At 43.3% G+C, this 26,422-nt stretch carries 25 protein-coding genes and 1 pseudogene; 12 read left to right on the forward strand and 14 right to left on the reverse strand.

The window, feature by feature from the left end:
* Positions 1 to 10: 10 nt before the first annotated feature.
* The 3 genes from FM107_RS03470 to FM107_RS03480 all read right to left on the reverse strand — a co-directional run bounded on the left by FM107_RS03470 (position 11) and on the right by FM107_RS03480 (position 2,711).
* Positions 11 to 949 (reverse strand): FecR family protein, encoded by a 939-nt coding sequence (locus FM107_RS03470; protein WP_143559415.1) that lies wholly within the window; start codon positions 947 to 949, stop codon positions 11 to 13.
* 89 nt (positions 950 to 1,038) lie between these two features.
* Positions 1,039 to 1,590, reverse strand: a complete 552-nt coding sequence (locus FM107_RS03475) for an RNA polymerase sigma-70 factor (protein ID WP_179204392.1) — start codon at positions 1,588 to 1,590, stop codon at positions 1,039 to 1,041.
* Between the two features lie 143 nt (positions 1,591 to 1,733).
* The gene (locus FM107_RS03480) at positions 1,734 to 2,711 is read right to left on the reverse strand and encodes an alpha/beta fold hydrolase (RefSeq protein WP_143559416.1); all 978 of its coding nucleotides are present in this window, start codon (positions 2,709 to 2,711) and stop codon (positions 1,734 to 1,736) included.
* 599 nt (positions 2,712 to 3,310) lie between these two features.
* Here FM107_RS03480 and FM107_RS03485 point away from each other — a divergent pair.
* Positions 3,311 to 3,580, forward strand: coding sequence for a hypothetical protein (locus FM107_RS03485; RefSeq protein ID WP_256959309.1), 270 nt, complete (start codon positions 3,311 to 3,313; stop codon positions 3,578 to 3,580).
* Positions 3,577 to 5,142: a PepSY domain-containing protein gene (locus FM107_RS03490; RefSeq protein ID WP_086947119.1), complete on the forward strand. Its 1,566-nt coding sequence runs from the start codon at positions 3,577 to 3,579 to the stop codon at positions 5,140 to 5,142. The genes FM107_RS03485 and FM107_RS03490 overlap by 4 nt, the downstream gene beginning before the upstream one ends.
* A 73-nt stretch (positions 5,143 to 5,215) precedes the next feature.
* On the opposite strand, the gene FM107_RS03495 is transcribed toward FM107_RS03490, so the two are convergent.
* The gene (locus tag FM107_RS03495) at positions 5,216 to 6,208 is read right to left on the reverse strand and encodes a helix-turn-helix transcriptional regulator (RefSeq protein ID WP_086947203.1); all 993 of its coding nucleotides are present in this window, start codon (positions 6,206 to 6,208) and stop codon (positions 5,216 to 5,218) included.
* Positions 6,209 to 6,412: 204 nt separating this feature from the next.
* On the opposite strand from FM107_RS03495, the gene FM107_RS03500 reads away from it, so the two are divergent.
* Together FM107_RS03500 and FM107_RS03505 are read left to right on the forward strand one after the other, a co-directional pair.
* Positions 6,413 to 8,803 (forward strand): TonB-dependent receptor plug domain-containing protein, encoded by a 2,391-nt coding sequence (locus tag FM107_RS03500; protein ID WP_086947120.1) that lies wholly within the window; start codon positions 6,413 to 6,415, stop codon positions 8,801 to 8,803.
* Positions 8,804 to 8,830: 27 nt separating this feature from the next.
* Positions 8,831 to 10,117: a DUF4374 domain-containing protein gene (locus tag FM107_RS03505; protein ID WP_086947121.1), complete on the forward strand. Its 1,287-nt coding sequence runs from the start codon at positions 8,831 to 8,833 to the stop codon at positions 10,115 to 10,117.
* A 60-nt stretch (positions 10,118 to 10,177) separates the two neighbouring features.
* Here FM107_RS03505 and FM107_RS20175 read toward each other — a convergent pair.
* Both FM107_RS20175 and FM107_RS19905 read right to left on the reverse strand, forming a co-directional pair.
* Positions 10,178 to 10,521, reverse strand: a pseudogene (locus FM107_RS20175) (JAB domain-containing protein).
* Positions 10,521 to 10,646 carry a hypothetical protein gene (locus FM107_RS19905; RefSeq protein WP_256959310.1) on the reverse strand — a complete coding sequence of 42 codons (126 nt, stop codon included), beginning with the start codon at positions 10,644 to 10,646 and terminating at the stop codon, positions 10,521 to 10,523. The pseudogene FM107_RS20175 and the gene FM107_RS19905 overlap by 1 nt, the downstream one beginning before the upstream one ends.
* Before the next feature lie 95 nt (positions 10,647 to 10,741).
* On the opposite strand from FM107_RS19905, the gene FM107_RS03515 reads away from it, so the two are divergent.
* A complete protein-coding gene (locus FM107_RS03515) occupies positions 10,742 to 11,512 on the forward strand; it encodes a ComF family protein (protein WP_143559417.1) in 771 nt (256 codons plus the stop codon).
* Positions 11,513 to 11,672: 160 nt separating this feature from the next.
* Positions 11,673 to 12,113, forward strand: coding sequence for a hypothetical protein (locus tag FM107_RS03520; protein ID WP_143559418.1), 441 nt, complete (start codon positions 11,673 to 11,675; stop codon positions 12,111 to 12,113).
* 263 nt (positions 12,114 to 12,376) lie between these two features.
* On the opposite strand, the gene FM107_RS03525 is transcribed toward FM107_RS03520, so the two are convergent.
* The 3 genes from FM107_RS03525 to FM107_RS03540 form a co-directional block, all read right to left on the reverse strand.
* A complete protein-coding gene (locus FM107_RS03525) occupies positions 12,377 to 12,688 on the reverse strand; it encodes a hypothetical protein (RefSeq protein ID WP_086947124.1) in 312 nt (103 codons plus the stop codon).
* An 82-nt stretch (positions 12,689 to 12,770) separates the two neighbouring features.
* Positions 12,771 to 14,333 carry a Fic family protein gene (locus tag FM107_RS03530; protein WP_086947125.1) on the reverse strand — a complete coding sequence of 521 codons (1,563 nt, stop codon included), beginning with the start codon at positions 14,331 to 14,333 and terminating at the stop codon, positions 12,771 to 12,773.
* A gap of 777 nt (positions 14,334 to 15,110) precedes the next feature.
* Positions 15,111 to 15,464 (reverse strand): helix-turn-helix domain-containing protein, encoded by a 354-nt coding sequence (locus tag FM107_RS03540; RefSeq protein WP_086947126.1) that lies wholly within the window; start codon positions 15,462 to 15,464, stop codon positions 15,111 to 15,113.
* A gap of 87 nt (positions 15,465 to 15,551) precedes the next feature.
* Between FM107_RS03540 and FM107_RS03545 the strand changes: the two genes are divergently transcribed.
* Positions 15,552 to 16,058, forward strand: a complete 507-nt coding sequence (locus FM107_RS03545) for a DoxX family protein (protein ID WP_086947127.1) — start codon at positions 15,552 to 15,554, stop codon at positions 16,056 to 16,058.
* Positions 16,059 to 16,125: 67 nt separating this feature from the next.
* Here FM107_RS03545 and FM107_RS03550 read toward each other — a convergent pair whose 3' ends face one another.
* The gene (locus FM107_RS03550; RefSeq protein ID WP_086947128.1) at positions 16,126 to 16,509 is read right to left on the reverse strand and encodes a JAB domain-containing protein; all 384 of its coding nucleotides are present in this window, start codon (positions 16,507 to 16,509) and stop codon (positions 16,126 to 16,128) included.
* Between the two features lie 272 nt (positions 16,510 to 16,781).
* Between FM107_RS03550 and FM107_RS03555 the strand changes: the two genes are divergently transcribed.
* Positions 16,782 to 17,720 carry an NAD-dependent epimerase/dehydratase family protein gene (locus FM107_RS03555; protein WP_086947129.1) on the forward strand — a complete coding sequence of 313 codons (939 nt, stop codon included), beginning with the start codon at positions 16,782 to 16,784 and terminating at the stop codon, positions 17,718 to 17,720.
* Positions 17,721 to 18,478: 758 nt separating this feature from the next.
* On the opposite strand, the gene FM107_RS03560 is transcribed toward FM107_RS03555, so the two are convergent.
* Positions 18,479 to 18,829, reverse strand: coding sequence for a helix-turn-helix domain-containing protein (locus FM107_RS03560; protein WP_256959311.1), 351 nt, complete (start codon positions 18,827 to 18,829; stop codon positions 18,479 to 18,481).
* 89 nt (positions 18,830 to 18,918) lie between these two features.
* Between FM107_RS03560 and FM107_RS03565 the strand changes: the two genes are divergently transcribed.
* The 4 genes from FM107_RS03565 to FM107_RS03580 all read left to right on the forward strand — a co-directional run bounded on the left by FM107_RS03565 (position 18,919) and on the right by FM107_RS03580 (position 21,327).
* Entirely contained in the window at positions 18,919 to 19,515 is a 597-nt protein-coding gene (locus FM107_RS03565) for a short chain dehydrogenase (protein ID WP_086947130.1), read from the forward strand.
* An 85-nt stretch (positions 19,516 to 19,600) separates the two neighbouring features.
* The gene (locus tag FM107_RS03570) at positions 19,601 to 20,257 is read left to right on the forward strand and encodes an NAD(P)-dependent oxidoreductase (RefSeq protein ID WP_086947131.1); all 657 of its coding nucleotides are present in this window, start codon (positions 19,601 to 19,603) and stop codon (positions 20,255 to 20,257) included.
* Between the two features lie 90 nt (positions 20,258 to 20,347).
* Positions 20,348 to 20,845 (forward strand): hypothetical protein, encoded by a 498-nt coding sequence (locus FM107_RS03575; RefSeq protein ID WP_086947132.1) that lies wholly within the window; start codon positions 20,348 to 20,350, stop codon positions 20,843 to 20,845.
* 284 nt (positions 20,846 to 21,129) lie between these two features.
* Positions 21,130 to 21,327 carry a hypothetical protein gene (locus tag FM107_RS03580; protein ID WP_086947133.1) on the forward strand — a complete coding sequence of 66 codons (198 nt, stop codon included), beginning with the start codon at positions 21,130 to 21,132 and terminating at the stop codon, positions 21,325 to 21,327.
* Between the two features lie 361 nt (positions 21,328 to 21,688).
* Here FM107_RS03580 and FM107_RS03585 read toward each other — a convergent pair whose 3' ends face one another.
* The 3 genes from FM107_RS03585 to FM107_RS03595 form a co-directional block, all read right to left on the reverse strand.
* Positions 21,689 to 22,816, reverse strand: a complete 1,128-nt coding sequence (locus FM107_RS03585) for a glycoside hydrolase family 105 protein (RefSeq protein ID WP_086947205.1) — start codon at positions 22,814 to 22,816, stop codon at positions 21,689 to 21,691.
* An 863-nt stretch (positions 22,817 to 23,679) separates the two neighbouring features.
* Positions 23,680 to 24,681 carry a pectinesterase family protein gene (locus tag FM107_RS03590; RefSeq protein WP_086947134.1) on the reverse strand — a complete coding sequence of 334 codons (1,002 nt, stop codon included), beginning with the start codon at positions 24,679 to 24,681 and terminating at the stop codon, positions 23,680 to 23,682.
* A gap of 6 nt (positions 24,682 to 24,687) precedes the next feature.
* Positions 24,688 to 26,328, reverse strand: coding sequence for a glycoside hydrolase 43 family protein (locus tag FM107_RS03595; protein WP_086947135.1), 1,641 nt, complete (start codon positions 26,326 to 26,328; stop codon positions 24,688 to 24,690).
* Positions 26,329 to 26,422 lie beyond the last annotated feature (94 nt).

A 26,422-nucleotide genomic window follows, 5' to 3' on the forward strand; every position in this document is an offset into this window, starting at 1 on the left:
GGGCTATTACTTATGGATAAATGGTTACGTTTTTTCCTACTATTTTGAACCGGATGTCAGTAGCATAGGCCACATCTTCCAGTACCCGTCGCAATGATGGGTTTTCATATTTTATTTTCATACGGTATTCGTTGAGTTTAGGATCGCTGACTATGATGCTGACACCGTACCACCGTTCCAGTATGGGAACCATTTCGGCAATGGTACTGTGGTTGAATATCAATCTTCCGTCCTTCCAGCCGCTGTCCTCGTGCCCTGCAATTTCGTCCATTTGCAGTTGCCCTTTTTGATGGGTCGCCCGGTTATTGGCCACCAGTACCAGGGTGTCGCGGCTATCACTTGCCGTGAACATAACCTTACCCTGTTCGACCGTTAGGTTTGTTTCTCCTTCGCTTTCAAAGCTGTTCAGATTGAATCTCGTACCCAGTACTTCGGTACGGGTACCGTGGGCTTCCACGATAAAGGGCTTGCCCGCCTGTTTGACCACCTCGAAAAATGCTTCGCCGTCCAACGCTAATAGGCGCTGAGGCCCCTCGAACGCTTTGGGATAAGTCAATGTACTGCCGGAGTTAAGGTAGGCTTTTGAGCCATCCGGTAATACCACCGATATTTTTTTTCCGACGGGAACGTGTACCGTTTTGTACTCAGGAGTGGAACCATTAAACGAAAACATGCCGATATGGTAACTATAGAAACCGATAGTGACAAAAACAAACCATAGTGCTGCGATGGATGCCGGCCGGAACCAAAAACGACGTTTTCTTTTCGCAAGGTGCATATCGATTGCATCGATAAGTTTGGCTTTCTCTGTTTCCAGGTCGGTGCCAGGCATGAAATCATAATGTGTGCCCGCATTCTCGTGGTTTAACCATTCTTCCACTAGCTTCTGTTCTTCGGAAGTGCAGGTGCCAGCTCCATATTTCTTCAACAAGTCCGGGTTTATTTCCATCGTGAATGCTCCTTTAGCTATATAGTTCCACCCCGAAGGCAATTACCCTGAGTTTACGACGAAAAAAATAAAAATAACTTGGAAAATGGCTAATAACGTTCGTTCCGCAGATGTTTGCGGAGGAATTTGAGGGCCTTGGTAAGATGGGTTTCGACAGTTTTTTCGGATATTGAAAGTTTTCCGGCTATCTCCCGGATGGCCAAGCCTTCATCACGGCTTAACACATAGACTTCCCCACAGCGTTCGGGTAGCTGTATCACAAGCTCCGATACACGGCGCTTTATGTCACGGTGGTAGACAGTTTGTTCCGTATTGCTAGTTTCTTCCGTGAAGGTAGATATTACGTTTTCGTGGCGCCGTTCATCCCGGTATTTATCCCTGTAGTATCTTGCTATTTTATTACGGAGGGCCGAAAAGAGATAGTGTTCGATGTTCACGTTGATCTGAAGATTGTTACGCCTGTCCCACAGCGTAAAGAATATATCCTGTACGATTTCGCCCGAAGCTTCTCTATCCTGAGTATAGTGCTGGCAATAAGCCAGTAGTTTCTCCCAATGCAGGTCAATGAATTGCCGAAGGTCTCTTTCATCGGAAAGGAAAGCAGATAATTGCTGACCGGATTTATCGCTGTTTTGCTCCACTTCTGTTCTTTTACAGAAAGCAAAGTTATTATTATTTAGAATGAATCAAAACAAAGAAAGCCGATATATTGTATTTTTTTTAGTTTTCCGCGATTTTTCATTTGTAATTTCGTTGATGGGAATACGCAAACTTATAGTTGGGGTTAATAAAAACACTGATTTTTTAGCATTTTATTGATTTCCTTAATCAGGAGTTCTTTATCATTTATCTGAAGCAGATGTCCACTATTTTGTGCTTTCACCAATTGGCTGTTTGAAGACAATTTTAACAGCTCGTGCTGGCCCTCATTTACCAACAGACGAAATTCATCTTTGATACTGGATTTTTTAATTCCTGCATAGCGGACTTCGGAAGTACCCATGATCACTGTCAAAGGAATATCGCCGAAAGAAGGATATTTCTCAGCATCTTTGAAATTCAGGCTGTCATTTTTCAATTCCTCCAGTACTTTATGGTATGATCTGTAAAAGAAATCTCTTTCCTGACGATGTAAAGGGTGCGCAAACGGAATCTCCCTTGATATAGGAATAAAAGAAAAAACTGCGCGGTAAATCCCCGTATTTACAACGGACTTGATCAACCAATCAGGCGGTATACGCAACGCTTTTAATAATTCTGGTGAAGCTTCCTTTGCAAGCTTTGGATTTGCAGCTTCTGCCAATATAATTCCTGAGATATCCTGCACATTTCGTCTAATAAAAGGCCTTAAGTAAACACTTGCCATGGAGTGCCCAACAAGGATATAGGGTTTTGGGCATTTTGTTTTTTCTAAGAGTAGTTGGAGTTCGTGGGAAATGTGATCGTTTGTTACCGGTATACCTGTATCTTCACTCAGCATGAGCCCATTGCGATCATAGGAAATTGTTACCGCATGTGGTGATATGCTGTCCTGGATTTCCTCCCATACGCGATGACTGCTTCCCATCCCAGATTGGAATACGATCGTACAGTTCCCGTGTCCTTTTTTTACATAATGAAGCGGCTTACCGTTTATCTCAACAAAAATTTTACCATTAAAAGCCGTTCTTTCCAATCTCCATCTTGAGTATTGCTCAAATATCACGCCTGCAAATAGTAATACAACGACGATAATAAGGGACCATATTAAAAATGAAAGCATAAGTTTGATCATATAAAATAGCTTGCGTCCTTGGCCAATTAAAATTCTCTTTCCACCCGTTGAACCAAATGAAAAATCGGCTTACCGGATAAAATTAATAAAAACGGCACCTGAAATTGCCAGCACAGTAGCAAAACTTCTGTTTTCATAACTATTAAGTCCATAATCACAAATCAGTAAAGCATAAAAGGGATATTTTTGTCTCAAATAATTATTTTTTGTAATCAACTTAAATTGATGTTAATAATGGTTTCGGGTTAATATGACTACGCTTGCAGTCTATCTGCTTTTTATTGGGGCACTTTCCGGTTACCGGTCATCCAGATACTGGCCGAAGGAAATAACGGTTATTCCGTGGTTAGGAAAACATTGTTGGAACTGGGGAAGCATTCTATTGGGTTTAACCTTGTTGTTGCTCGATAAAGGATGGACGGTTGGTGTTTTATCAGCGCTATGTATCTATATGGTATCATTATCCTGTATAGTCTTTTTTGCTTCCTGCCCCCGGCAGATAAGATTGCTGGCATTGATCGTATTCCATTCTCTATGTCTATTTGGTTTAATTGTTAATTTCTGATATGCCGGCAAAGCAAAAATATTTGAGCACTCCGGGCCAACGTCTGTTAAAAATTAGTGCAGGACTGATCGGTGGTTACCTGCTGTCAACCGCGCTGCACCTTGCCATGGCATTGGTTCCCTCCATTGGTATAAATCTATTGGTTTCGGGAACATTTTCCGGCTTCCTGCTGTGGGTGGTATTAATGATCATCGCCTTTTGGGTACGTAATGGCTGGGTGGTTTGGGGCATTTACTTATTGCTTACGTTGATCTTTGGTCTCATTGCTTATAACGGGAAGGTCGCGATATGAAGGGACTTGGCCCGAGGGCATACAACATCCTTTTCCATACCCATACCGTAAGTGGAATCGTCATCAGCTTAGTACTGTTTATAATTTTCTTCGCAGGAGCGATATCGCTGTATAAACAGGAAATCTACCAGTGGGAAAATCCGGCCGCCCGCATCACTGTGATAGACAATATTGATTATGAACGGATGATCACTAGGTTGGATTCGGTCAAAACCGGTATCAAAGAGGCAGATGAAGTCCGTGTTGTACTACCTACCGAAGCACGCCCAGTCTATACAATTTACGCTCCTGTCACAGATTCGACGGGTACCCATTTTACGACCTTTGTTTATAACCCCCGTACGGATCATATTACAGAACTGTTCCATGGGGATGGAACCACTACGGGAGATACACTTTACCGCTTACATTTTCTCGACCAGGTGCCTTGGTACATCGGACGCTATATTGCGGGATTTGTTTCGCTGTTCTTTGCATTTGCTGTGGTGGCAGGAGTACTTATCCATTGGAAAAACATCATTCCAAAATTCTATGCATTCTCCTTTAAACAGATAAAAAAACAGTTTTGGACAAATGCCCATACCATATTCGGAATAATCGGTCTGCCTTTTCAATTGATGTACGCCATAACGGGAGCATTTTATATGCTAAGCGTCTTTATCCTCGCACCGGCAGTTCTTGTACTGTTCAAAGGTGATCAGGATAAACTGGTTACCAAGATCTTTCCTACAGAGGCCTTTCATGCGCATGATTCCGTTGATCATTCTGCTGTTCATATGCCCATAGCAAAAGGGTTACGACAGATTCGCTCCGACTATCCGGAATATCAACTCTCCTATCTGGAAATCATCAACCCTGGAAGGGAGAACGCAGCATTGGGAGCCGATCTGGTGGATAAGAAGACCTTCAACAAGGATGGCACTGTAGTATTGGACCTGCATTCGGGAGACTATAAGCTGCAAATCAAACCCGGTGAGAAAAATTACACCCAGTCTGTTCTGACCGGGATCAATAAGGTTCACTTCGCTGCTTTCGGGGGATGGATGATGAAAGCGCTTTACTTTATATTATCCATGTTCAGCTGTTTTGTTATCATCAGCGGCGTACTGATGTGGAAAGAAGCACGTAATAAGCCTACATACAGCGATCGTCAACGCCGTTTCCACCATCGGGTAACCGTGGTTTACCTTGCGGTCTGCTTCAGCTTATTTCCGGCAACAGCGCTACTTTTTATTGCCGAACAGCTTGTCCCCGTGGGATCGGGCCATGCGAGTTCCGTCAATACCCTGTTTTTCTTAAGCTGGTTGTTGTTCGCAACGGTCGGATATCTGCGGAAAACGGAAAAGCACATCACGATCTATTGCCTGGTGCTGGGGGGAGCGCTGGCCTGTATCATCCCATTTGCGAATGGATTCAATACCGGGGATTGGTTGTGGATTACCGCCTTCCATCATCCTTACGTATTTATCACAGATACCCTGTGGTTTATCACAGGCGCAATGACATTGACCTTCGCCTATTTAATGGGAAAAAATCGATTTGGCATCAGGAACAAACAATAGTCAGCAAGGAACAAAATGTATACAGCTGTCTCCTCTCTACAAAAGCTGATTTGTTAATTGCTTATTATATCCGCTACCGATTGTTGCTTTTTTCCCTCAATTTCATCGGTGAGTACCCCAGGATTTTTTTAAAGGCATTACTGAAATTTGCCGTATTTTGATAGCCCAGGCGTATACCTATTTCCTGGATGGAAAGTTTGGTATCCAGTAGGTATCTCTTTGCCTGGTGCATGCGGATGTCCTGCAGATACCCAAAGACCGTATTGCCAAATACCATTTTAAAGCCCGCTTTGAGTTTTGTCTGATTGATGCCTGCCTGTCGTGCCAGTTGGGGAATCGTAAAAGGCTCCTCCAGGTTACCACGGATAATCGAGGCGGCCAAATGGATGCTTTCCCGGTCGTCTGCGCTCAGGTTTTGCGGAACATGTTGCCTTTGGCTGTCTTCATAGAGTAGCGCAATGAGTTCGTAAGCCTTGGATTCCAAATAGATCCTTCGGGTTAGCCCCTCGTATGTACATGTTTGTATGTCCTGTATGCTGTTGAAAATCGCAGGACTGATGCCGATCGTATCCGTGGTTAGTTTACTGCTGATCCCGTTATGTATCTGTGACAGGAAACCGTCGAGCTTTTTTGATTCACCGACATATTGGTCCAGTAACGATAAAGGGAGATGTATATCAAAGGTATGGTAAGAGGTCTCTTTTTGGAAATGGATATTAGCCTGGTTTTCTTCGCTGGAGAGATAGGCGATGTTACCTGACATGGCCGGCGTAATGTGATCCTTACTGGATTTATCTTGGTAAAATATACCTTTATCAGATAGGTTGAACTGGATTTCCAACAGATCTGCATCGCCCTTGCCAAATATCTCCAGATCCTCTTTCATGAAGTAATTCGATTCCAGTATGGACAAGTTTCCGCGCAGTATCTCTTCCTTGAAAGAAACACGTCCCTTTGGAGTTGTCAATCTGATGCGGTTGACATCATTTTTATTGAGCATCTTATCTGACCCGCCAATAGAGGAGATCATGTCACTGAAATCGGAACCTGCTATTTCAATGCCCATAACGAAACTTCTGTTTTCATAATTAATACTTCCATATTCACAAATAGGTAAAGTCTTTAAAGGATACATTTGCAATTCACAAATATAATTTATAATCATTATAAATAAGAATGATTGGGCCGAAATTATCTAAACCGTATCCCGACCGGATGATTTTCAGGTTTTACAAAGCATGGGTTTAGGATTATTTGGTTTGAAAAGGATATGATGACATTAAAGAAAATACTATGCTTTGCCGCATTTTTAAGCTATTGTTTGCCTTCCCTGGCCCAATTGGGCCGGGCTTCGGTGGTCGGGTTTGTACATAACCAACAGAACGAACCACTTACTGCCGTTTCTGTACGCTTCCCGGAATTAGGCAAATCAACCCAAACTGATGATAATGGGCGTTTTGAATTCTCAAATCTGCCGACAGGGATCTTCACGGTGTTTATTTCGCAGATCGGTACCGACAGCCTGAAAACCAGGATTGAGGTAAAAGAACAGAATCATCCGTTCTATTTCAAGCTTAACAGCGGCATAACTTTATTGGACCAGGTTTCGGTTTTTGGATACACCGCTAACCAGGAAGCCAATCGGCAGGCTTATCATATCACCGCACTGGATGCCAAGAAATTCCAGAATACGACACTCGACATCGCGCGGGTACTGGACAAGGTTCCGGGAGCACGTCTTCGCGAGAGCGGTGGTATGGGATCTGATTTCGACTTTTCCATCAACGGCTTTTCCGGTAAAAGAATCCGGTTTTTTTTAGATGGTGTACCTATGGATGACTTCGGCTCCGCTTTCCAGATCAATAATATCCCGATCAATTTTGTAGACCGTATCGAAGTCTACAAAGGTGTCGTACCGGTTTGGTTAGGCAGCGATGCCCTGGGCGGTGCAGTTAACTTGATTTCTGACAGAAACATGAAGAATTACCTCGATGTTTCTTATGCATATGGTTCCTTTAATACACATCGTTCGAATATCAATGGAGCCTTTACCTCCAAGGACGGATTCCATGTCCGCATCAACGCTTTTCAAAACTATTCGGACAACGATTATAAGGTAGAAACAGACGTTGCAGACCTGTCAACGGGAAAACTCAATAAGGTCCAGACCGTCCGCCGTTTTCACGACCAATATCACAACGAAACCGGTATCCTGCAGGTCGGCGTAGTAAACAAGAAATGGGCCGATGAGTTCCTTGCAGGCATCACCTTGGGACAATATTACAAAGAGATGCAAACAGGCGCACTTATCAATGCTGTATATGGCGCCTGGCACCTTAGGGGCAATGTTGCGATGCCAACCCTGAAATATCGAAAAAAGGACCTATTCATAAAGGGGCTTGACGTGACACTGAATGCCAACTACAATCTGGGACGGGAACAAAGTGTAGATACCGTCCACGCACGGTATAACTGGCTTGGTGAATCACGTCCTATGACGGGAAAAGGGGGCGAGTTGACCTATTTCCACAACATCTATAGAAATAACAAGGCAAGCGGAGCAGCGACCGCAACCTATAGGTTGGGTGACAGACATTTTTTCGCTGTCAATAATGTACTGAATCTTTTTAATCGCAAAGGATACGATGCCGTATTACCCGGAAGCGAAACTAACCAGATACCAAGAAAAGCAGACAAAAATATCGTAGGGCTTAGCTATCAATATAAAGGTTCCGAGAAATGGAATGCGACGGTATTTGGAAAATATCTATCACAGCGGGCACATACCACTGTATTCGTGATCAATCCAGCCAATCCATTGGATACTATTGTTAAAGATGGCCGTCTTAACCGTGATAAATTCGGGTATGGTTTTGCTTCCACCTATTTTATACAACCGAAAACCCAGGTAAAGCTTTCCTACGAAAAGACAACCCGGCTTCCGGAAGCGGAAGACCTCTTTGGCGACATGATGAACAGGATCGGGAACTGGGACCTGAAGCCGGAAAGGAGTGATAATATCAACTTAGGAATAAACCATGCCATTTCGTTTGCGGAGCACCGTGTTTCAGCTGGAGTAACAGGGGTATATAGTTATGTCAAAGATTATAATTACGATGTATTTGACGGGTACACGAACAGGCTCATGGCGGACAATGTATTGAAGGTATCCAATCTGGGCCTAGAATCCGAAATACGCTATTCATATGGAAGTCTATTAAGCGCAGGTGCTAGTGCTACGTATCAAAATTTACGGGATCGCGAACGGTATCGTCAGGATCTTGGTCCCGATATACAGATATTGAGCACTACTTATGGTGAGCGCATTCCTAACATCCCCTATTTTTTTGGTAATGCTGATGCGAGTCTCTATTTAGACAACCTGCTTCAGCAATCAGATAAGTTCAGTATTTCCTATAACCTTCTCTATGTACATTCGTTTTACCAGTTTTGGGCAACGGAGGGTGCAGCTGAAACAAGGCGTACCATTCCGACCCAGCTAGCGCATGATGTCAATTTGGTATATAGTCTTGCTGGCGGACGCTACAACATCGGACTGGATGTGAAAAATCTAACTGACAGAAAGTTGTACGACAACTTCAGTCTTCAAAAACCCGGGCGCAGTTTTAACCTGAAGCTCCGGTATTTTATAAATCAATAAATGCAACATTAAATTAAAAAACAAAACATGAAAATTACATCATTTTTTATTTATCTATTCAGTGCAGCGATTATATTCAGTGCATGCAGTAAAGACCCGGCTCCAATTGACGATAATAGCGGGAAAGAAGAGGAAGTTCCAAAAGAAGGCGTTTTTATCGTTACCACAAGAAATTCACCTTTCGCCGGCGCCGATGTGATCCATACGGTCAATTCATTGGACTCAGGCCTATTGGTGACCGTAGGAACGGGTATCCAACAATCGGCCGCCAGCATTAACTATTTATCAAATAATGGATTCTTATACAGTCTTCCCTTCAATCGTTCTGCCCCGGGCCCGATAAGCATTTTTAAAGCCACTGCTGATAAAAAAATAACCGCGTTGTCCGAAATCCAAACAGAATCCATGACGGCAATAGGAAATGTAGGCGATGAATTGCTACTGTTCAAAAATGCTTGGCAACCGGAAGAGGAGTTTACACAATGGTTTCGGGTAGATACCAAAACACAGGAGATTGTTGCCAGTGGGGAACTAAGTGCCAATAAATTGGCCGGAAATGGAGAAAAGGCTTTTTTTACCACGCCAGCAAAGGTTGGGGATAAAGTATTTGCTCCATTTTGGAGTATAGAAAGTGGTAGAACCTTTGGCTCCGCTTATCAGGATAGCTCATACATAGCCGTTTATAGCTACCCGGAAATGAAATTGGAAAAGGTAATCAGGGATGACCGTTCAGGTGGAATTGGCACACTTTTGACAAGCGGTATTGAGGTTGATGAACAGGGCGACACCTATATCTTCAATATGAAGATGACTTACGACAAAGCAGGAATAAATTATAGCACCAAAACACCGGTAGCTATTACTAAAATCAAAAAAGGAACGACGGAATACGATGAATCCTATTTCTTCGATATTACAAAGGCTTCCAACAGTCACTATATATGGCAAAAGAGCTATTTAGGGAAAGGTTATTTTCTGTTGACCATGTGTCCGAAAGCCTATGCATATGCCACACCTTTTTACAGCAGTATTATGGGAGGCGGTATGCGTTTTGCCATTGCTAATGTGCAGGATCAATCGTTCAAATGGGTAACGGGGGCGCCCGCTTCGGCAGATATCGTGAGCTCGACCGGAGAAAACAACTATTCGGCTCTGGATGGTACTGGCTATGTAGGTATTTATTACAATGAAGACAAAGTTGGCAAGTCGACGATTTTCAAAGTAGACGCTCCAACGGCCGTTGCAACGCCGACGTTAACGACAGACAATAAAGCAGCTATTACAACGATCAACTGGGTAGAAATACCAAAATAATAAGTTTAGATACAAAAGCCTAGCTTATATGCAGCGGCTCCTTGCTCCAACAGAGAAGCGCTATATCAGCCCTTCTCTGTTGAATGAATAATATCCTTCTGGAGTCAGGATCAGGGGATCAAGTATCCGAACGCCGAGCAGACCATCACCATCAGCCAACTTCTTTGTGAGTGCGATGTCGGCGGTGCTTGGCTTGAGTGTCCCCGAGGGATGGTTGTGCGCCTTATGATGCCTGATGCGATGTTCTTAAGCGCCGCTGTGAAGATTACCTTTGAATCTACCGGGACATAGTCGATACCTCCAGTGGATACCTCGAAAATGCCCGGTACTCTCTTGTCGTTGTTCAGCAGGAGTATCTTGAACTGTTCGACCAACTCGATCCTTCCTTCGTCCCAGCTAGCCATCAATATGTCGTAGGCTCGGTGAGGGTTATTGACGGCGGGGCGTTCGGAACTTTGACTTTGGATTTGTAAACGAGTTGGACTTCTGCTACGATGATGTTGTGCAGCGCTGTGCTTGTCACTTCCATAATTGATTGTTTTGAAGTGATGAAAAGAATTAATTATCGTGTCTGTCGCGACCGTTGTCGAGCAAGTTCAAAAAGCAACGGAATAAAGGTGGGGCTTGGTTGGTGGCATCCTGTTTACGCCGGAATTAAGGTTTGATGCAAAAAATGGATTGGTGTATGAAATGGTCTCCGTCAAAAAGACGTCCGTAAGTGACGATATGCTGGTTGCAAAGAGAACAACGCCTTTGTACGCCCTAACGGATATGGACTACGGGATGAAGTTCCTGGGGATTATAATGGGCGGTATGGCAGCTTTCGGTGGCGAAGACGAGGATGAAGATGATGATTACAGTATGGAAGAAGGGGATATCATCGTGCGCGCGTTGGGACATCAGGAGACGGCTATCCTGAGGAGGTCGGATCCGAAGCCGATGGATGTGCTGTGCCGCCATGTAGCGGATAAGGTTGGATGTGATTATGTTTCGGACCTGTTACGCAAGAAAAGAAAGAATGTGAAATTGAGGGGTTTAAGCCGCTTGGAGTGCGAAAGGACATTGGAGAATGGGTATGAGCTTGCCCCTGTGTTTGGTAGGGGCGATAAACGGGTTTGGATTGTAGATGATGTGGTGACGACCGGGTCGACCATTCGTGCTATTGCAGCTGCACTTGGGAAACTGTATACTTCCGTTGGGTTGAGTGCTTTTTGTCGGGCCCGGACGGATGGGTATTCTGGCCTTTTTGAGCGGGGTGTTTTGCAAGGGGAGCATTATGGGTGGGATATGCAGGGGGGATGGGTGGCGTTGGAGGAGGTTGCCAGATATGATGATCTGTGGCTGCCGGAGGCTGGGAATTTGTCGTGTCCGGAATTTGGGAATGAAGGCACGTAGTTCCTGGGGGTTGAGTGAATGGATTAAAATGGACCGCGGATTCTTATTGTTGGCTATGGCCTTTAGACGTTAATTGGGATGATGGTATGGGGCGCGGATGGAAAATGTTTTGTTTTCATTGGGAAAAGACATAACTTTAGGTTGGTCAAAATAAACGATTATGAGACTGCTATCATTTTTTTCTAAGATGTTCGGGTCAAAGCGGACATGGAGCGGAACGCCGGAAATGTTTCTTGCAATGGTCATGTTTATGCAAAAGAAGAATAATCCTGATTATGCTGAACATGAGGTATTGCAATGGGGCGAGGTGTTGCAGAAAGTGGTTAAGGTGAGCCTTTCTCCTTATAAAGATTTTAGTGATTTGCTGGAACGCGGTACACCAGATTTTTCCGTGGTGGAACAGTTGGAAGAAAAAGTGACTGAAATGCACCAGCGTATTGACCTTCGGAAAGCGATTTATGGAGAAAATGTCGATCTTGGTGATGACAATATCATGACGAGTAACTCTGATGGGGCTGTCTTTGCAAGAAAATTTGTTAAGGATTTATCAGAACATATTCAATTTCCAGAAGATGAGCAACGGAAACTTGATGATATTTAGCTTGATATTTTCTATAATTAAGTAGCGTACTTTTTATTGCCGAAATAAAAAAGCCTGCTTCGGGTAGCGAAACAGGCGGTTTGATTGAAATATTGTATCCGGGATTATTTGATGAGGTTTTTCATATTTAAAATAGCTTCGTAGTCATCGATGAGGTTAGACTTTCCGAAACTGCCCTCTACTTAAGGAGACACCACTTACTGGTTGTCTCCTTTTTTTATGCTAATAAAAACCTGTGAGCCAAACCGTTATAATCCGGTCATTTATAGTGCGATCTTTGTGAGTAAACTATTAAGCCTTTCGACGAGAATTGAGCTAAAAACAAGCTCCATTGCGTCATTAAGGTCTTTTTTAAAAGGTCGATTTCTCATCAAGGATTCGGCTTCTTGAGCCATATCTGGTTTGTTGTAGTTCTTTACGACAAGATACACAAAATCCAATATAATACTTACTTCATCCTCATTCACTTGGATACCGTTTTTTGCTAACGTCGCAATTGCTCGTTTATCCGAAGTTAAAAACCCAAAGCATAGCTGTTGCTTCAGGTTCTTTTGGAGTAATGTATTTTCGTCCATCCTCTTTGCCTCTGTTGATATATCCGAAAGAAGCTTTACCAGCCAGCGAAGACAGCATGGTTCGTATCCTAACTATGGTCTTTTATTTTTTTGGTAATTCAGCAACCGTTTTACCCTTTAGGTTTTCTTCTACCAAGTAACCGATAAATTTTGTGAAAGGCTCGATGTTTTGTTCAACACTGGCCTGTTCGAGTGCTTGCATATATTCATCTCGTCTTTCCACCGGAATGACCGACCATCTATATCCGCCCGATGCAAGCATGGCATTCAATAAAAAACGTCCCATCCTTCCGTTGCCATCCATGTAAGGGTGAATGAATACAAATATGAAATGCCCTAAAACAGCTCTAACAGATGCTTCTGTTTCTTCTTCCAACAATTCAAACAATACAGGCATCGCATCACGCATGGCGTCAACATTTAAGGGTACGTGCTTGGAGTTGCTGATATAAACCTGATTGTTGCGATATCCAGCCAGATCAACGGCTTTCAACAAACCTGCTGTCACGCTCGGATCGAAAAGTTGCCGATACCATTTCGAATGGTCTTTGTCTACCTGCATTCCCGCATTTGCTCCGCCCAATATGGAGTTGATACTTTCCTTGACGGACTGGAATGCCTGATAATAGCCTCTTGCCGCCATTGCATCGCGCTGTTTGCGATCCTCTTCACTCTCTTTGGTATCCCATTTTCCAGAACTTACCTTCTCAATCATTTCGGGCGTTACACGATAGCGCTCTATGGAGAGGGAATGGTAGGCATCAGTGACGTAGATATCGTCGATCTCTTTTAGGAAAGCTTCCTTATTTTCTGGTAGTCCCGGCGAAGTAGGGAAGTTCTGTATGATCACTTCTCGCATCTGCTCCCACATCAACCGGATACGGGTGGCATATGGGGATCGTTCGCGGGCTGGTATTTTAAGATCGATTTTATTTTCGAATGGATCTTCTTCGCGGATATCATAATCCGCCTGCTTAAAGGTATCTATGATCTGGTCGGCAATTCTTACCCTGTTGATATTTCGGAAGGCTCCTGCCAGTCGTCCTGCCAGTGTAGTGTGACCGTTTTCGAGTAGTATGGGCAGTAGTTCGGATGCGTCCCTTATTAATGACAATGCAGTACGGGCATCTATAGCATTTCTCGTGTAGATGGTTGCGCCGCTGTAAATGAGAGCAGACTGTAGATTGTACATTCGTATCCCATTATCGGTCATGACGAGCTGATCCGCTGGCGGTAGTTCTCCCCGTATATTGAAAAGAGATGTGTTGTGCGGCAATGCCGTTGGATGGTTATTTCCGTGGGGAGAACGAATAAGTAACTGCTGCGGTACAGATTGGTTGCCCGCATGAAGCAATAACGACTGGTCGGCTGAGAGGCACCAGTCGTCCCCATATCTATGATTTAGGAATACCGCAATAAAATCCCAATACGAACTATACCAGGCTGTGGTTTCGCCATCCTTCGCTTCCGGATCGGTAGCGATATACCAACCCTTGGCGACTTCCCTGATAAATCCATTCTTGGTCAGGATTTCACGGTATTTACGATTAGGAATGTCATCCGTATGGATGCTTATTGTCCCTTTTTCTTGCAATTGCTGTAGAAACTTTAGGGCTTCTACAAATCTTTCTCGCGGTGTTGCCATATCGTTATTCGTTTATCAAACACTGACGTGCTTTTGTTATCAAACGTTGATGTGGCAAATTTAGTAAACATTGTTGTTATATTTTTATTAAATCATGATGTGTTAATTTTATTAAACCGTGTTCAATTTTACAATCGCAGGTATTATGTTGGAATAGACTTTGCGAAAAATTAGCTAAAAACCAAAAAGAACTGCACTCCCTATTACCATTACCCCCGAGAAATTAGCTTTTAGGATTTTTTTAATCAATATATCAATTGATTCCCTGTTCAAGATCTATTTCTCTATTATTAAGTTATTTAGTCGAAGAGATCTTTTGCATTTAAAATGGCTTCATAATCCTCGACAAGGTTAGACTTTCCGCAACTCGACCCTACTAAAACGGCAAAATGCCTTGAAAGGTCGAATCAAAGCTAATTCTCCGATGATTTTTTTGTATAAATCAGTAAAAAACATTTCCTAAAAAGAACGACAAGGTTGCAAAGATAACGCGGACACCCCCGCATTGCCCAACCTTTGTCGATGTCCATAATGTTTGTAAGCCTGCTAAACGTTACGTGTGTTCCTGTCTTACATAGGCCGATTTGCCTGTGCTTGCCGTAGTATTCGGGATTTAAAGAACTGTCTGCAGTAATCCTCTTTGGTCAGCTTCTTTGGTTTGGAAGTCGCTCTTTTGGCATTGCTCGTTGACGGTTTTGTCTGTTCCGTTTCTGTTTCCGCAGTTTTAGAAGTTAAGTTATTAAAAACCCGTATTGGCGGTAGTTGTATGCTGTAGCTTTAATTTTGTTTTCGATTTTCCTCTCCCCATTGTGACATTTGGACAAGAATTTTCTTTAATGATTTTCCCTTAGTCGTTAATTTATATTCCACCCTTGGTGGTACTTCTGGGTAAGATGTTCTTTGAACTAAGTTATCTCTTTCTAACTCTTTTAGTTGAGCAATGAGCATTCGTTCAGAAATCCCTACTACTTTTCTCTTTAGCTCTCCATAGCGAAGTACTTTATCATCGAGTAAAAATCCCAAAATGCTAAGTTTCCATCTTCCGCTTATAACAGAAATAGTATAAGCCATTCCACAACTCGTCTCTAATTGATCTTTATTAAATGTGTTTGTTGAATTTATTTTTCTCATTTCTTACTTTTTTGTAAGTACATATAATTATGTATGTACTTGCTGAATACAAATATACTTAATTACTTTACGTCAAATTAAATTCTTATGAACGAGATATTTTTATTTAGAGATTATTTAAGCAATTTTAATTCGACAGGAGTTTTAATACTTAGGCTGATTGCTGGAATTTGTTTGTTGATGCACGGATTACCCAAGGCAGCTAATCCGATGAATTGGATGGGAGATCAATTTCCCGGTGTTTTACAACTGATGGCCGTTTTATTTGAGGTTGTCGGAGGACTTGCATTAATTATTGGTTTGTTTGTTCCTTTATTTTCGATAGGAATTGCAATTACAATGTTTGTGGCATTTATGGTTCATTTATCTTCGAGTGAACCAATCTTAAGACTGACCGTAAAAGGTTCATCAGAAGGAATAGGAAATAAGTTCTCTATATTCCCAAAATGGTTTGTCTTAGCAGATGGGAAAAGTGCTTTTGGGTCGGGTTCAGCCGAATTGGCTTTATTATTTTTGGCAATTGCTATCTGTCTGTTCTTTGTAGGTTCTGGAAAATGGTCGATAGATTATTTGTTGTTTGGATTGAAAAAGTAAAAATGATATAGTAGTAGTTGGGCTTGTCCTATTAAAGTTAAAGTGTTTGTAATCAAGTGAAAAAAGGCTACACGGGCCCTTCGTCCTGACAGGAATAATATCCGTTAGGTGTGATGATTAGGTGGTCAAGTGCCGTGATGTCTAGGAACTTGCCGCCACTCATGATTTCCCTGGTGAATGTGATATCTGCTTCACTGGGCTTAAGGTTGCCCGAGACATTGGCATTAAGTACTGCCGAGAATATCAACTTGAGACCGGCTACGCCTCGAGTAGAAACGTCATCGATTCCCAAAACCTGGCAGGCCGTACTCAACACCAAGATCTTGAACTGTTCCACAGATTCGATACGGTTCTGATCCCAATTGGATAGGAACCGTTCGTATGCTAGCGTTGAAGATGGGGTGTGCTTGTAGCTTCCATAACAAGTTGTCTTAAATGTGATTAAAATCATTAATTGTGGTGCCGGCCTGTTGTTTATGGCGGAATTTTTTGAACGCCACCGGAGCCAAGCACGAACTTGGTACCGGAATTATGGCTTGCTGGCAAAAAAGTAGAGTCTTGTCTGTATCATTATAACATCGGTTGGTTGTTACGTTTCTATATGGTGTAAAAGGCGAGTTGGTCTTGGGAGTTAACTTAATCACATAAAAAAAATAACATGATTCCATGCTGTTCTCATCATACCTTGATTATCTTTATGCGTTGTAAATTAGACTTATAGCTATGCAAACTATATTAGGCGCGGGAGGCGACATTGGAAGCCTCCTTGCAAAAGAACTTAAGCAATTCAGTGAAAAAATCCGATTGGTGGCTCGTTATCCCAGTCAGGTAAACGGCAACGATGAATTAGTTTCAGCCGATCTATTGGATCCAGATGCGGTATCTGAAGCCGTAAGAGATTCGAAAATAGTATACCTGACCGTTGGCCTGAAATACGACTTTCGAATATGGCAGTCGCAATGGCCTGCTATTATACGTAACGTGGTGGATGCCTGTGTGCTCCATGGCAGCAAACTGGTGTTCTTCGACAACGTATATATGTATGATAAAGGTGCCATTCCGAATATGACCGAAGACAGTCCGATGGCTCCACCTTCTAAGAAAGGAACCGTCCGGTTGGAGGTGGTACGACATATCATGGAAGCGATGGCGACCCGAAACCTGAAGGCGCTGATCGCTCGAAGCGCAGATTTTTACGGTCCAGCCTCCAAGAATGGCATATTGAATATACTGGTACTGAATGCGGCCGCGAAAGGTAAGAAGATGAGCTGGCAGGCCGATCCGTATAAAGTTCATTCGTTTACTTATACTCCTGATGCTGCTAAGGCAACAGCAATGCTCGGCAACACGGAAAGTGCTTTCGGACAGGTCTGGCACCTGCCCACTTCGTCCGAGCGATTGACCGGACATCAGCTTATTGAACTGGCTAGCGGTCTCAAAATGCGGAAAGCCTCTTATCGAGTTTTAACCCCTTTTATACTGTCCCTGGGCGGATTGTTTGACAGATCCATACGTGAGCTGAAGGAGATGCAGTACCAGAATGACCGGGACTACTTCTTCAACAGCGACAAATTCTGTACGGCTTTCGCATTTACTCCAACAAGTTACCGGGATGGTATAACCGAGACGCTGAAAAGGGAGTATCAATCTTTGAATCAATAAGCCGTCGTACCGTCTTTATTAAGAAATAATGAAATCTGGCGATGAACCTTTTGGCAATGCTCTATGTGGGTTTAGCTCTTGTTTTCAGGTTGAGTAATTGTTAATTCTATTTCTAATTGGGCGGTGGTGTGAATGAATGTTTGAATTCACTCATATTTAACGACTTGTAAATATTATTGTAATGTTCGATGTGTATCCAGTTAAGATCCGTTAAATGAAAACATACCTTACGGATTGTATTGTAAGGTCAATTTGCTGCTTCGTGAGGTTTCCAAATTGCAGAATATATTCAACCATTTCTTCCACTAATGCGAGGTAAAAATAATATTGTTTGTCTTATTTATCAGCTGTTAAACATTGAACTGCAATATAACACTGCTGACTTACTTTAATATCATCATATAAGTGTTCCTATATGCCAAATATAGCCAATCGATATAACCTTTTCCATTATCTTTCAAGCTTGTTTCCTTTGGCCAATAGAAATGAATAAAAGGATCTAATGCTTCACAAAGTCTTGTTTTTTATGCTTCATTGGTTTTCTATGGTGTCGTCCGCTACAATGTCCGCCAATAATATTTTTTTGCTAAGAAATTCTAGGAAAAAGCGAAAATAAGCAACACAGGTCAGATCAGTAGCCTATAAAAAGGTAGTCTAAATTAGGAAGTCGGTGTCTGATTATGGTTTGAGCGTAAAATGAGAAGGTTAGGGTACTAGATCATCACTGATTATAACCAAACTAAACATGGAGTGACAATCTATATTTCGACTGCATTATTCTTTTTACCCCATTCTGCGAGTAACTGCATCACATCGTTGAGCGACATCCCCTTTTCAGTGAGCGTATATTCTACCTTTGGCGGGACTTCGGCATATACCTTCCGGTTGATGATACCGTCTGCTTCCAGTTCTTTTAAATGCCTGGACAAAACCTTTAGTGCAATACCGTCAATGGCTTTATGAAGTTCGCCAAATCGTCTGGGACCTGATAATAACATCCAGATGATAACGGGTTTCCATTTGCCGCTGATGATACTGATTGACCCGATTATGGAGCAATCGCAATCCGGCGCAACTTTTTTTTCTTCTAACATGTTGATAACGAGCATTAGTTTCTTAAATGTCTATACTTGACAAATGTGCCATTACTTGCCAGATGTAAAGTTATCAATTAATTTTGTCAAAAAAATAAACAATAATGAAAATATTAATAGTAGGTGCCACAGGTACCATCGGAAAACACGTAACCGCCGCATTGCAAACAGATCATGAAGTGATTAAGGTTGGTTCAAGAAGTACTGATATACAAGTGGATATATCGTCAACCGAATCGATAGAAAACTTTTACAGACAGGTAGGGAAATTTGACGCCTTAATTTGTACTGCCGGGGACGCGCAATTCGGTCCATTAGCTAATATGAAAGATGCTGATTTCAGGATTGGCGTTAACAGCAAATTGATGGGACAGGTTAATCTGGTCTTGATTGGCCAGCATTATATTAACCCGAAAGGATCGTTTACCTTAACATCAGGGGTATTAGCCGAAGATCCGATTGTAATGGGAACAACCGTGAGTATGGTCAATGGAGCGGTTAATGGATTTGTAAAGGGCGCAGCCATAGAGCTAGAGAACGGTGTGCGTATCAATGTGGTCAGCCCTGAGGTGGTTGAAGAATCCACAAGCTATTTCCCATATTTCCCTGGACACGTTCCGGTTACCATGAACCGGGTTACCCAGGCTTATATCAAAAGCGTATTGGGCGGACAAACCGGCCAAATCTATGAAGTGCGTTAACAGCGGTTTAAAAACTAATACTGCTAAAAAGCTAAAAATGGTTTGTGTGCAATAAATGGATGCGAAATAAACAAAAATAAAAATCATGAAAATACTCCTTTTGGGGGCCACTGGCAGAACCGGTCGCCTTATCGTTGAAGAGGCACTAAAGCAGGGCTACGAACTAAATGTTTTGGTGCGGGATAAAAACAAAATATTCTTTAACTCAAAATCAATTAAAGTATATCAGGGAACTCCTACCCGTCGAGCAGATTTAGCGGCTGCAATGCAAGGGTGTGATCTGATCATAAGTGCTTTGGGGATCGTGAGAGCCTCTGATGCTCCCTGGTCGAAATTAATAACCCCAAAAAATTTCATTTCGGAAAGCATAAAAAATGTGATTGTCGAAGCGGGGCAGCAAAACCTAAAACGGTTAATTACTATCTCTGCGTGGGGTGTTGGGGAAACCAAAAAACAAGTCCCTTTTTGGCTCCGATGGTTAATTAACTACAGCAATATGGGCCCTGTTTACGCGGAACATGAATTAGAGGAAAAACTATTGGCAAATTCAGACCTAAACTGGACAGCGGTACGGCCTGTTGCCTTAAATGATTCCGATAAGATAAAAACTTTAAAGGTGAGTTTTAATAATTCGCCTAAGCCCAGTTTATATGTTAGCAGGAAAAGCGTAGCCAAATTCATTGTTGATATCGTGAAATCCGATAAGTATGTTAGGAAAAGTCCGACCATATCTGAAAATTAGTTCGACTTCAAAGGGCGATGTGAATACTTTACTACCCAAGTTCGGTTGTAGTTTAGGTCAAGTCAGTTTTTAATCATTTAATTTTTAGCAATGCACATAATATATCAAACTGCACTAATCACCCATATTGTGGGAATAACCCTGATGGCAGGTACCACCCTGGTGGAATATTTACTTACGAGACGTTTCTGGAAATTATACGTGGGCGAAGGATTGAGGGGCGTTACAACCAATGAAGAGGGATTTAACTTCCATTTACTGGTAAATATTGGAATTGTCCTCTTGATTCTCTCAGGTGTGACCATGTTTGTCATAACCCATGGACTTTTTGGTAACCAAATTTGGTTTCAAATAAAAATCGCTTTAATTGTTGTTATAGCCATTAATGGATCGCTGGTCGGGAGAAAACAGGATGCTAAACTCAAACACCTAATATCGCGGAAAAAACTACATCAGGGCTACGCACAGGGACCAGATAACCGGAAAGAGGATCTTTTGAAGATAAAAATCCGCCTTGACCTTTTTTATATTGCTCAACTCTGCATGTTCCTCGCCATATTCACACTTAGCGTTTTCAAATTTAACTAAACCTCAGCTTTTTTATAAGAACAGTCATACCACGTGGGATTTTTCAATTCGCTATTCAATCATCAATTTACAAATAACTGAAAGGATAAAATCTACAACGAAACGTAAGCTGTAAATAGCAATCAACGAATTGGGGATTGAAGCCGATAGCCTCGAACAACGCTCCGTTGAGCAGCTGAAAATATCAGGATTTCAAAAGTGACTAAACCGACAAATTTTATAATGTAACGCTATATAAGCAGGAAAAGGCAATTAATGAATTAGAAAATGACACGAACAGATCTATGCAAGTTATAGAAGCTGTTATAAAGCTTGCGGTTCGGTCTCTTTCTGATGTAAAAAATGATGTTCAAAAACGAGGATTTAAATATGTGGATGCAGAAATTCTCGTTTTTAAATACCTGAAGCCTGTTATTGTCTCAACACTGATCTACTATAATGCCACATTGCCGTTCCATTGGAACCTAGAATCGCTCTTTTAAATACTTGAAATTTAGCTATTTTATTTAATCTTTAAACCGTCCCGATTTTAATGGGACACTAGTGATAAAGGATAAAGAATCAATACTCTTTACCCTTTGTTTTTTATATTTTCAGGATTGATTTACAAGGTAATCAAATGAAAAAAAATGTAGTAAGCGCCATTACTAAATCGTTACCGATAGCGTTTCCCGCTCTTGTAAATTACTCTTTATTAGCATTCGCCACTTTTGGCGATAATCTCTTTTATTCAAAAATGAGCGGTTCGATAAGTTTTTTTCTCAATTCCAGTTCTTCAAGGCGTATGGAACGAATCACGACTAAGTTGATTTAATGGGCGCCATGGGAGATCTTCGAGTTAACTTATTGCATCAGCGCGAATGCTGTCCATAGTAATGGTGCTTGCCCGTGCAGGTCACCCGTCAACTGGCGCCGGTCCATGTAATATTGCCTGTCGTTCTTCTTGTTAGTCCCTTCGCATACAGCGCTAATATCGCCTCGTTCATCAATTTTATCAACGAGCGCAAGCCAAGCCCTACGGACAACCGGACCGAATTTTTTCTCTTCGAGCCAACCGTTCTTTACCCCTAAAGTCATCGCATAGCAAAACATCGCTGTACCGGAGCTTTCATTCCACGAGTTCGGATCATCAAGTAACTGCTTCCACATGCCTGAAGCATCTTGATAATCGAGTAGCGTGGTCATCATCTTCTGATACCCTGTAAGTATTTCTTCGCGGTTAGCGTTATCCGCAGGCAGTGATCGCAAGAGCTCAGCCATGCCTGCTGCATACCAACCATTTCCGCGACCCCAAAAAAATGGCACATCGTCTGCATGAAAAAACAATCCATTTTCCCGTTGTAAGCGTGCGAGATAAAGCGTCATTTCACGCGCTGCGCGGTTGATGTAGCTTGTATCCCCAGTCGCTCGATATGCTTGTGCTTGGATAGCTGATATCATAAACATGTCGTCGATCCATAAACGTGTCTGCCAGCTGTACCCCTTGTTGTGCCATTCGAGCTGATTCGCTTTGGGGTTCTCTGGTAGCACCCACTGTTGGTCAGCATAGGCTATTCCCTGCTGTAAGTAACGCGCCGAGTCGGTTTGCATATATAATTCCAATGGGATGCTTCCAAAAACCGTGTGATCGACATGATCAGCTTTGGGAATTAACATTTTCTCTGTAGACATCGCGACTTCATACCGGCCCTGGAGCGCTTTAAGTAGCATGTCATTTTTCGTTTGCTTTGCAAAGAGTAATGCGCCGTACCATGCACAGGTCTCGGGATAGGTGATTTCGTTTGCAGGACCCGAGTTCCCCCAGTTTGGATGGGGGCTCTGGATAAAACGTCCAGCGACTAGGAGTCCGATCTCTTCGGGCGAGCTTCCCTTAGGCCATTTTCGAAAATAATTATCCTGAGCGATCACACTCATAGCAAGGAATAGAAAGATGCCGAAGGTTAACAGTTTAAAAATATCCTTTTTTCTCATTTTTTGATTCGTAATATTTTTTAAATTTATGTTTTCATTTTGTATTTCAAGAAGATATCGTTCCTGGATATTCCTAAATACAAAGCGACCACAGGGAACTCTCTTCATAAAACCGAACGAAAAGCCGTCGATCAAAGGCTTCGGCCTTCGCACAACTAAACTAACACTTTTAAAAATGTTCAAACATTAGCGTGAAATGCCAAATACTGATGCGCGATTCACGCAAGCACACGGAGATTTATTATTTTCGGTAATCGTAGATAGCGTGCTTAATTGGCCTTAGGTATGCAGCACATGATAATCTTTGATATTGCTTTTATCCTAAAAATCGTCGTGCGCTGTGAGACGTTCTCGTAGCTTACCGGTACGTACGGAATCTTGCCAGCGGAAGGTCGCCCATGTCGTTGAGTCTCGCCCATGTACCGAAAAACCCGATGTCTACCGGGAATTTATCAGGGTCACAATATAACCCCTAAAGAATGCAGGCGGCACGTGAACGTGTTAGCCAACGAGTGGATACGAACCTAATAGGCCCCATATTACACGTTTATAACTTTATCAAACTCTCCACCCTGTTGTCAATAAACGGGTAAACCGCATAAACATCCAACGATCGATAAACGAATTAACGTATAAGGATAATTCAAATGGTGCCGTGTCGTAAACTTCTAATTGGTAAAAAAATTCACTTAATATCCTCAACGGAACATTGTTCCTTTAAACGATGGAAAAGGTCCCCCTTTATTAAGCCTTCTCGCTTCATTAAATCGGAATGTTCCTATTGTGTTGGGACGGTTACTGAGAACAGGTGTACGTCGCGATATCAAATGCCGTTTTGAACATAGCGTCTCCTTGAGTTACTTTTAGGGAGTCCATCCGCGGAGCACTTGTGTAAGCGTATATTCCTCTAAGTCTTCTTCAGTAAGTTTTTTGGCCCATCTCACACGCGAGCTTGTCGAACCGCCCCCGGCAACATGACTGCCATATTCAGCGTAGAAAGCCGTTTTTTCTTTATCCGGAAAGTTTTTATCACCGGGCCACGCGTGCCAACCTTCGCCCGTGATATGCGGCCCCATTTGCGTTTCGATAAACACGGTCTTGGCGTACGGTCGCCAGGGTCTACCCAGAAAGACCTTGTCGAGTTGTGGATCTTTAGCAACAAGGGAGCAGTCTTTAAATACGAAGCCATAAGATTCCTCTTTTGGTGTCGAGGCGGCGGTGATGTACGAATTGCTCAGGCTCTGAATGGTACAGTCTAGAAAATAGGCCGTTGCCGCGCCGAATATAAAATCTGTCGTTCCATTAATGAAGCAATCCTCCAGGTAGACCCTCGAACCTCCACGAGCTAGATAAAGCGTGTCTTGGTTGCCAAGAATTCGGCAGCGAAACAAGGTTATGCGGTCTCCTTCGGTATGTAGGGCAACACCCTGGCCCACCCTTCCCGAAGCATTCTGCACCGTTAGGTCTTCCAGGCTGCAGTCTGAGGCCGCAACGAGCAGCGTATAGGAAGTATAGGTGCTGTAGTTCGGGTCGCCAGTGAGGTCAATCCCGCGGTAGGGCTTTCCGGTATGATCACTATTGGTAATAATTGTCTTTTGCGCACCATCGCCCTGTAGGGTAATATTACGTTTGAAAGAAGGGATAACAACCTTCTCGTGATAGGTGCCGGCCTTGATATGGATCGTTACTCGCCGCTCGGCGTGATCGCGGACCATGTTTATGGCCTGCTGAATATTCGTGAAGTCGCCGCTGCCGTCTTTTGCGACAGTAAGCTCATAGCGGTTATCGATCGTTTGCGCCAAGGCCATTCGGTGTGGGCCAACGACCGCGCAAACAACCAGCAATAATAGGCTTATAGATTTCATGTGTTTTTAGTTTAATGGTTCAATGCGAAACCAATCGACCCGCGCGTATCCGCTATCGTTGATCGTCGTGTCTCGACTTGAGTAGAGCCCTAACGTGGCGCCGATCCATTTTCCGGCTCTAGCGGTAAAGGCTTGCCCAGCTGGTGTAAAGGTTTTTCCATCGGTACTATATGACCAGCTGCAAAGCCCGCCCGCCCGCACCTGAACGCGTAGGTACGTGTAGGCATGCTCGTCGATTGCCGCAACGCGTGTGCTGGACTCCTCGCCCGTTGTTAGCGCATCTTTGCATGATCCGTAATAGAGCGCTTGTTTACCGTTTTCACTTTTGATATATAATTGGCTATAGTCTTCGCCGACGACGGCAAAACCGGCTCGTTCTTCTTGGATTTTATCATTGTTAACCAGCTGAATCTTTGTGGTCGCCTGGAAAGATTCAGCTGGAAATTTCTGCGTCAATATATGGGGCATGTCGAGTAGGTTCGAATTCCCATCGTTTGGTGGCTGCTGGGTATAAAGCACAAGGTTACCCTGGTTGCTGGCCATCAGCCAGTTGCCCTCGGGATTTGCCTGCCACTGCCACTGCAAGCCCAGCTGTGGGGAGCTAAATTCATCGGACTCGGCCGGCGTTTCACGTGGATAAATTTTAGAGACGTTAGGTTTTTTATACCGTAGTACGGGTTCTCCCGTACCTTTCTTACCTTGCTCGAGGCCAATCACGGGCCAGTCGTCCACCCACTTCATAGGCTGCAGGTGTACGATACGACCGTAGGCTTCTTTGTCCTGGAAGTGTATAAACCAGTCTTCACCACTGTTCGTATCAACCCAGGCGCCCTGATGCGGTCCGTTGGTTGGGCTGCTCCCCTGCTCCATGACGACTTTACGTTCGTACGGACCGTAGATATTTTTGGATCGAAGCACCAGCTGCCAGCCTGTAGACACGCCGCCTGCGGGAGCAAAAAGGTAGTAGTAGCCACCCCGTTTATACACCTTTGGTCCTTCGACCGTGGGGTCAAGTTCATGACCATCGTAGACGATTTGCCCATCATCAAGGACTTTGGTGCCCGCTTGATTAAGCCGGGCGATAGCAAGGACACTTTTAATTCCCGCGCGGCTTCCCGCGTAGGCATAGGCCAAGTAGTTGTTGCCATCTTCGTCCCAAAATGGGCAAGGGTCGATAAGGCCTTTGCCTGGAAAAACCAAGATCGGCTCCGACCACGCTCCTTCTGGGTCTGTAGCACTAGTCATATAGATTCCGTAGTCTGGATCGGGGTAATATACGTAAAAGGTGCCCTCGTGATGGCGTATAGCCGGCGCCCATACCCCATTGCCGTGTTGCACGCTTGCAAATACATCCAGTGGGCGCTGGCGCGCAAGTACATGGTTTACAATTTTCCAGTTGACAAGATCCTTGGAATGCAAAAGGGGTAAACCCGGGGCGTGATTGAAGCTGGAGGCGACCATGTAATAGTCGTTGCCCACGCGCACCACGTCAGGGTCTGAATAATCCGCGTGTAAAATAGGGTTTTGGTAGGTGCCGTCACCCTGGTCGGCTACCCAAACAGAAGAAACGTACGGTTGTTGTGCTGCTAGATCGCCGGCAAATAGTCCAACGAATAGGATTGCCGAGGATAGAAATATTTTATTCATGTTTGCCCTCTAGATTTATTTTTGGTATACACAAGGTTACATATTTTTGCAGATTTACCAAATAGCTAACCGCGCAATCGATACCGGCATCGAT

It is taken from the genome of Sphingobacterium sp. JB170, from assembly GCF_900163865.1.
In the GTDB taxonomy this organism is placed as follows: Bacteria; Bacteroidota; Bacteroidia; order Sphingobacteriales; family Sphingobacteriaceae; genus Sphingobacterium.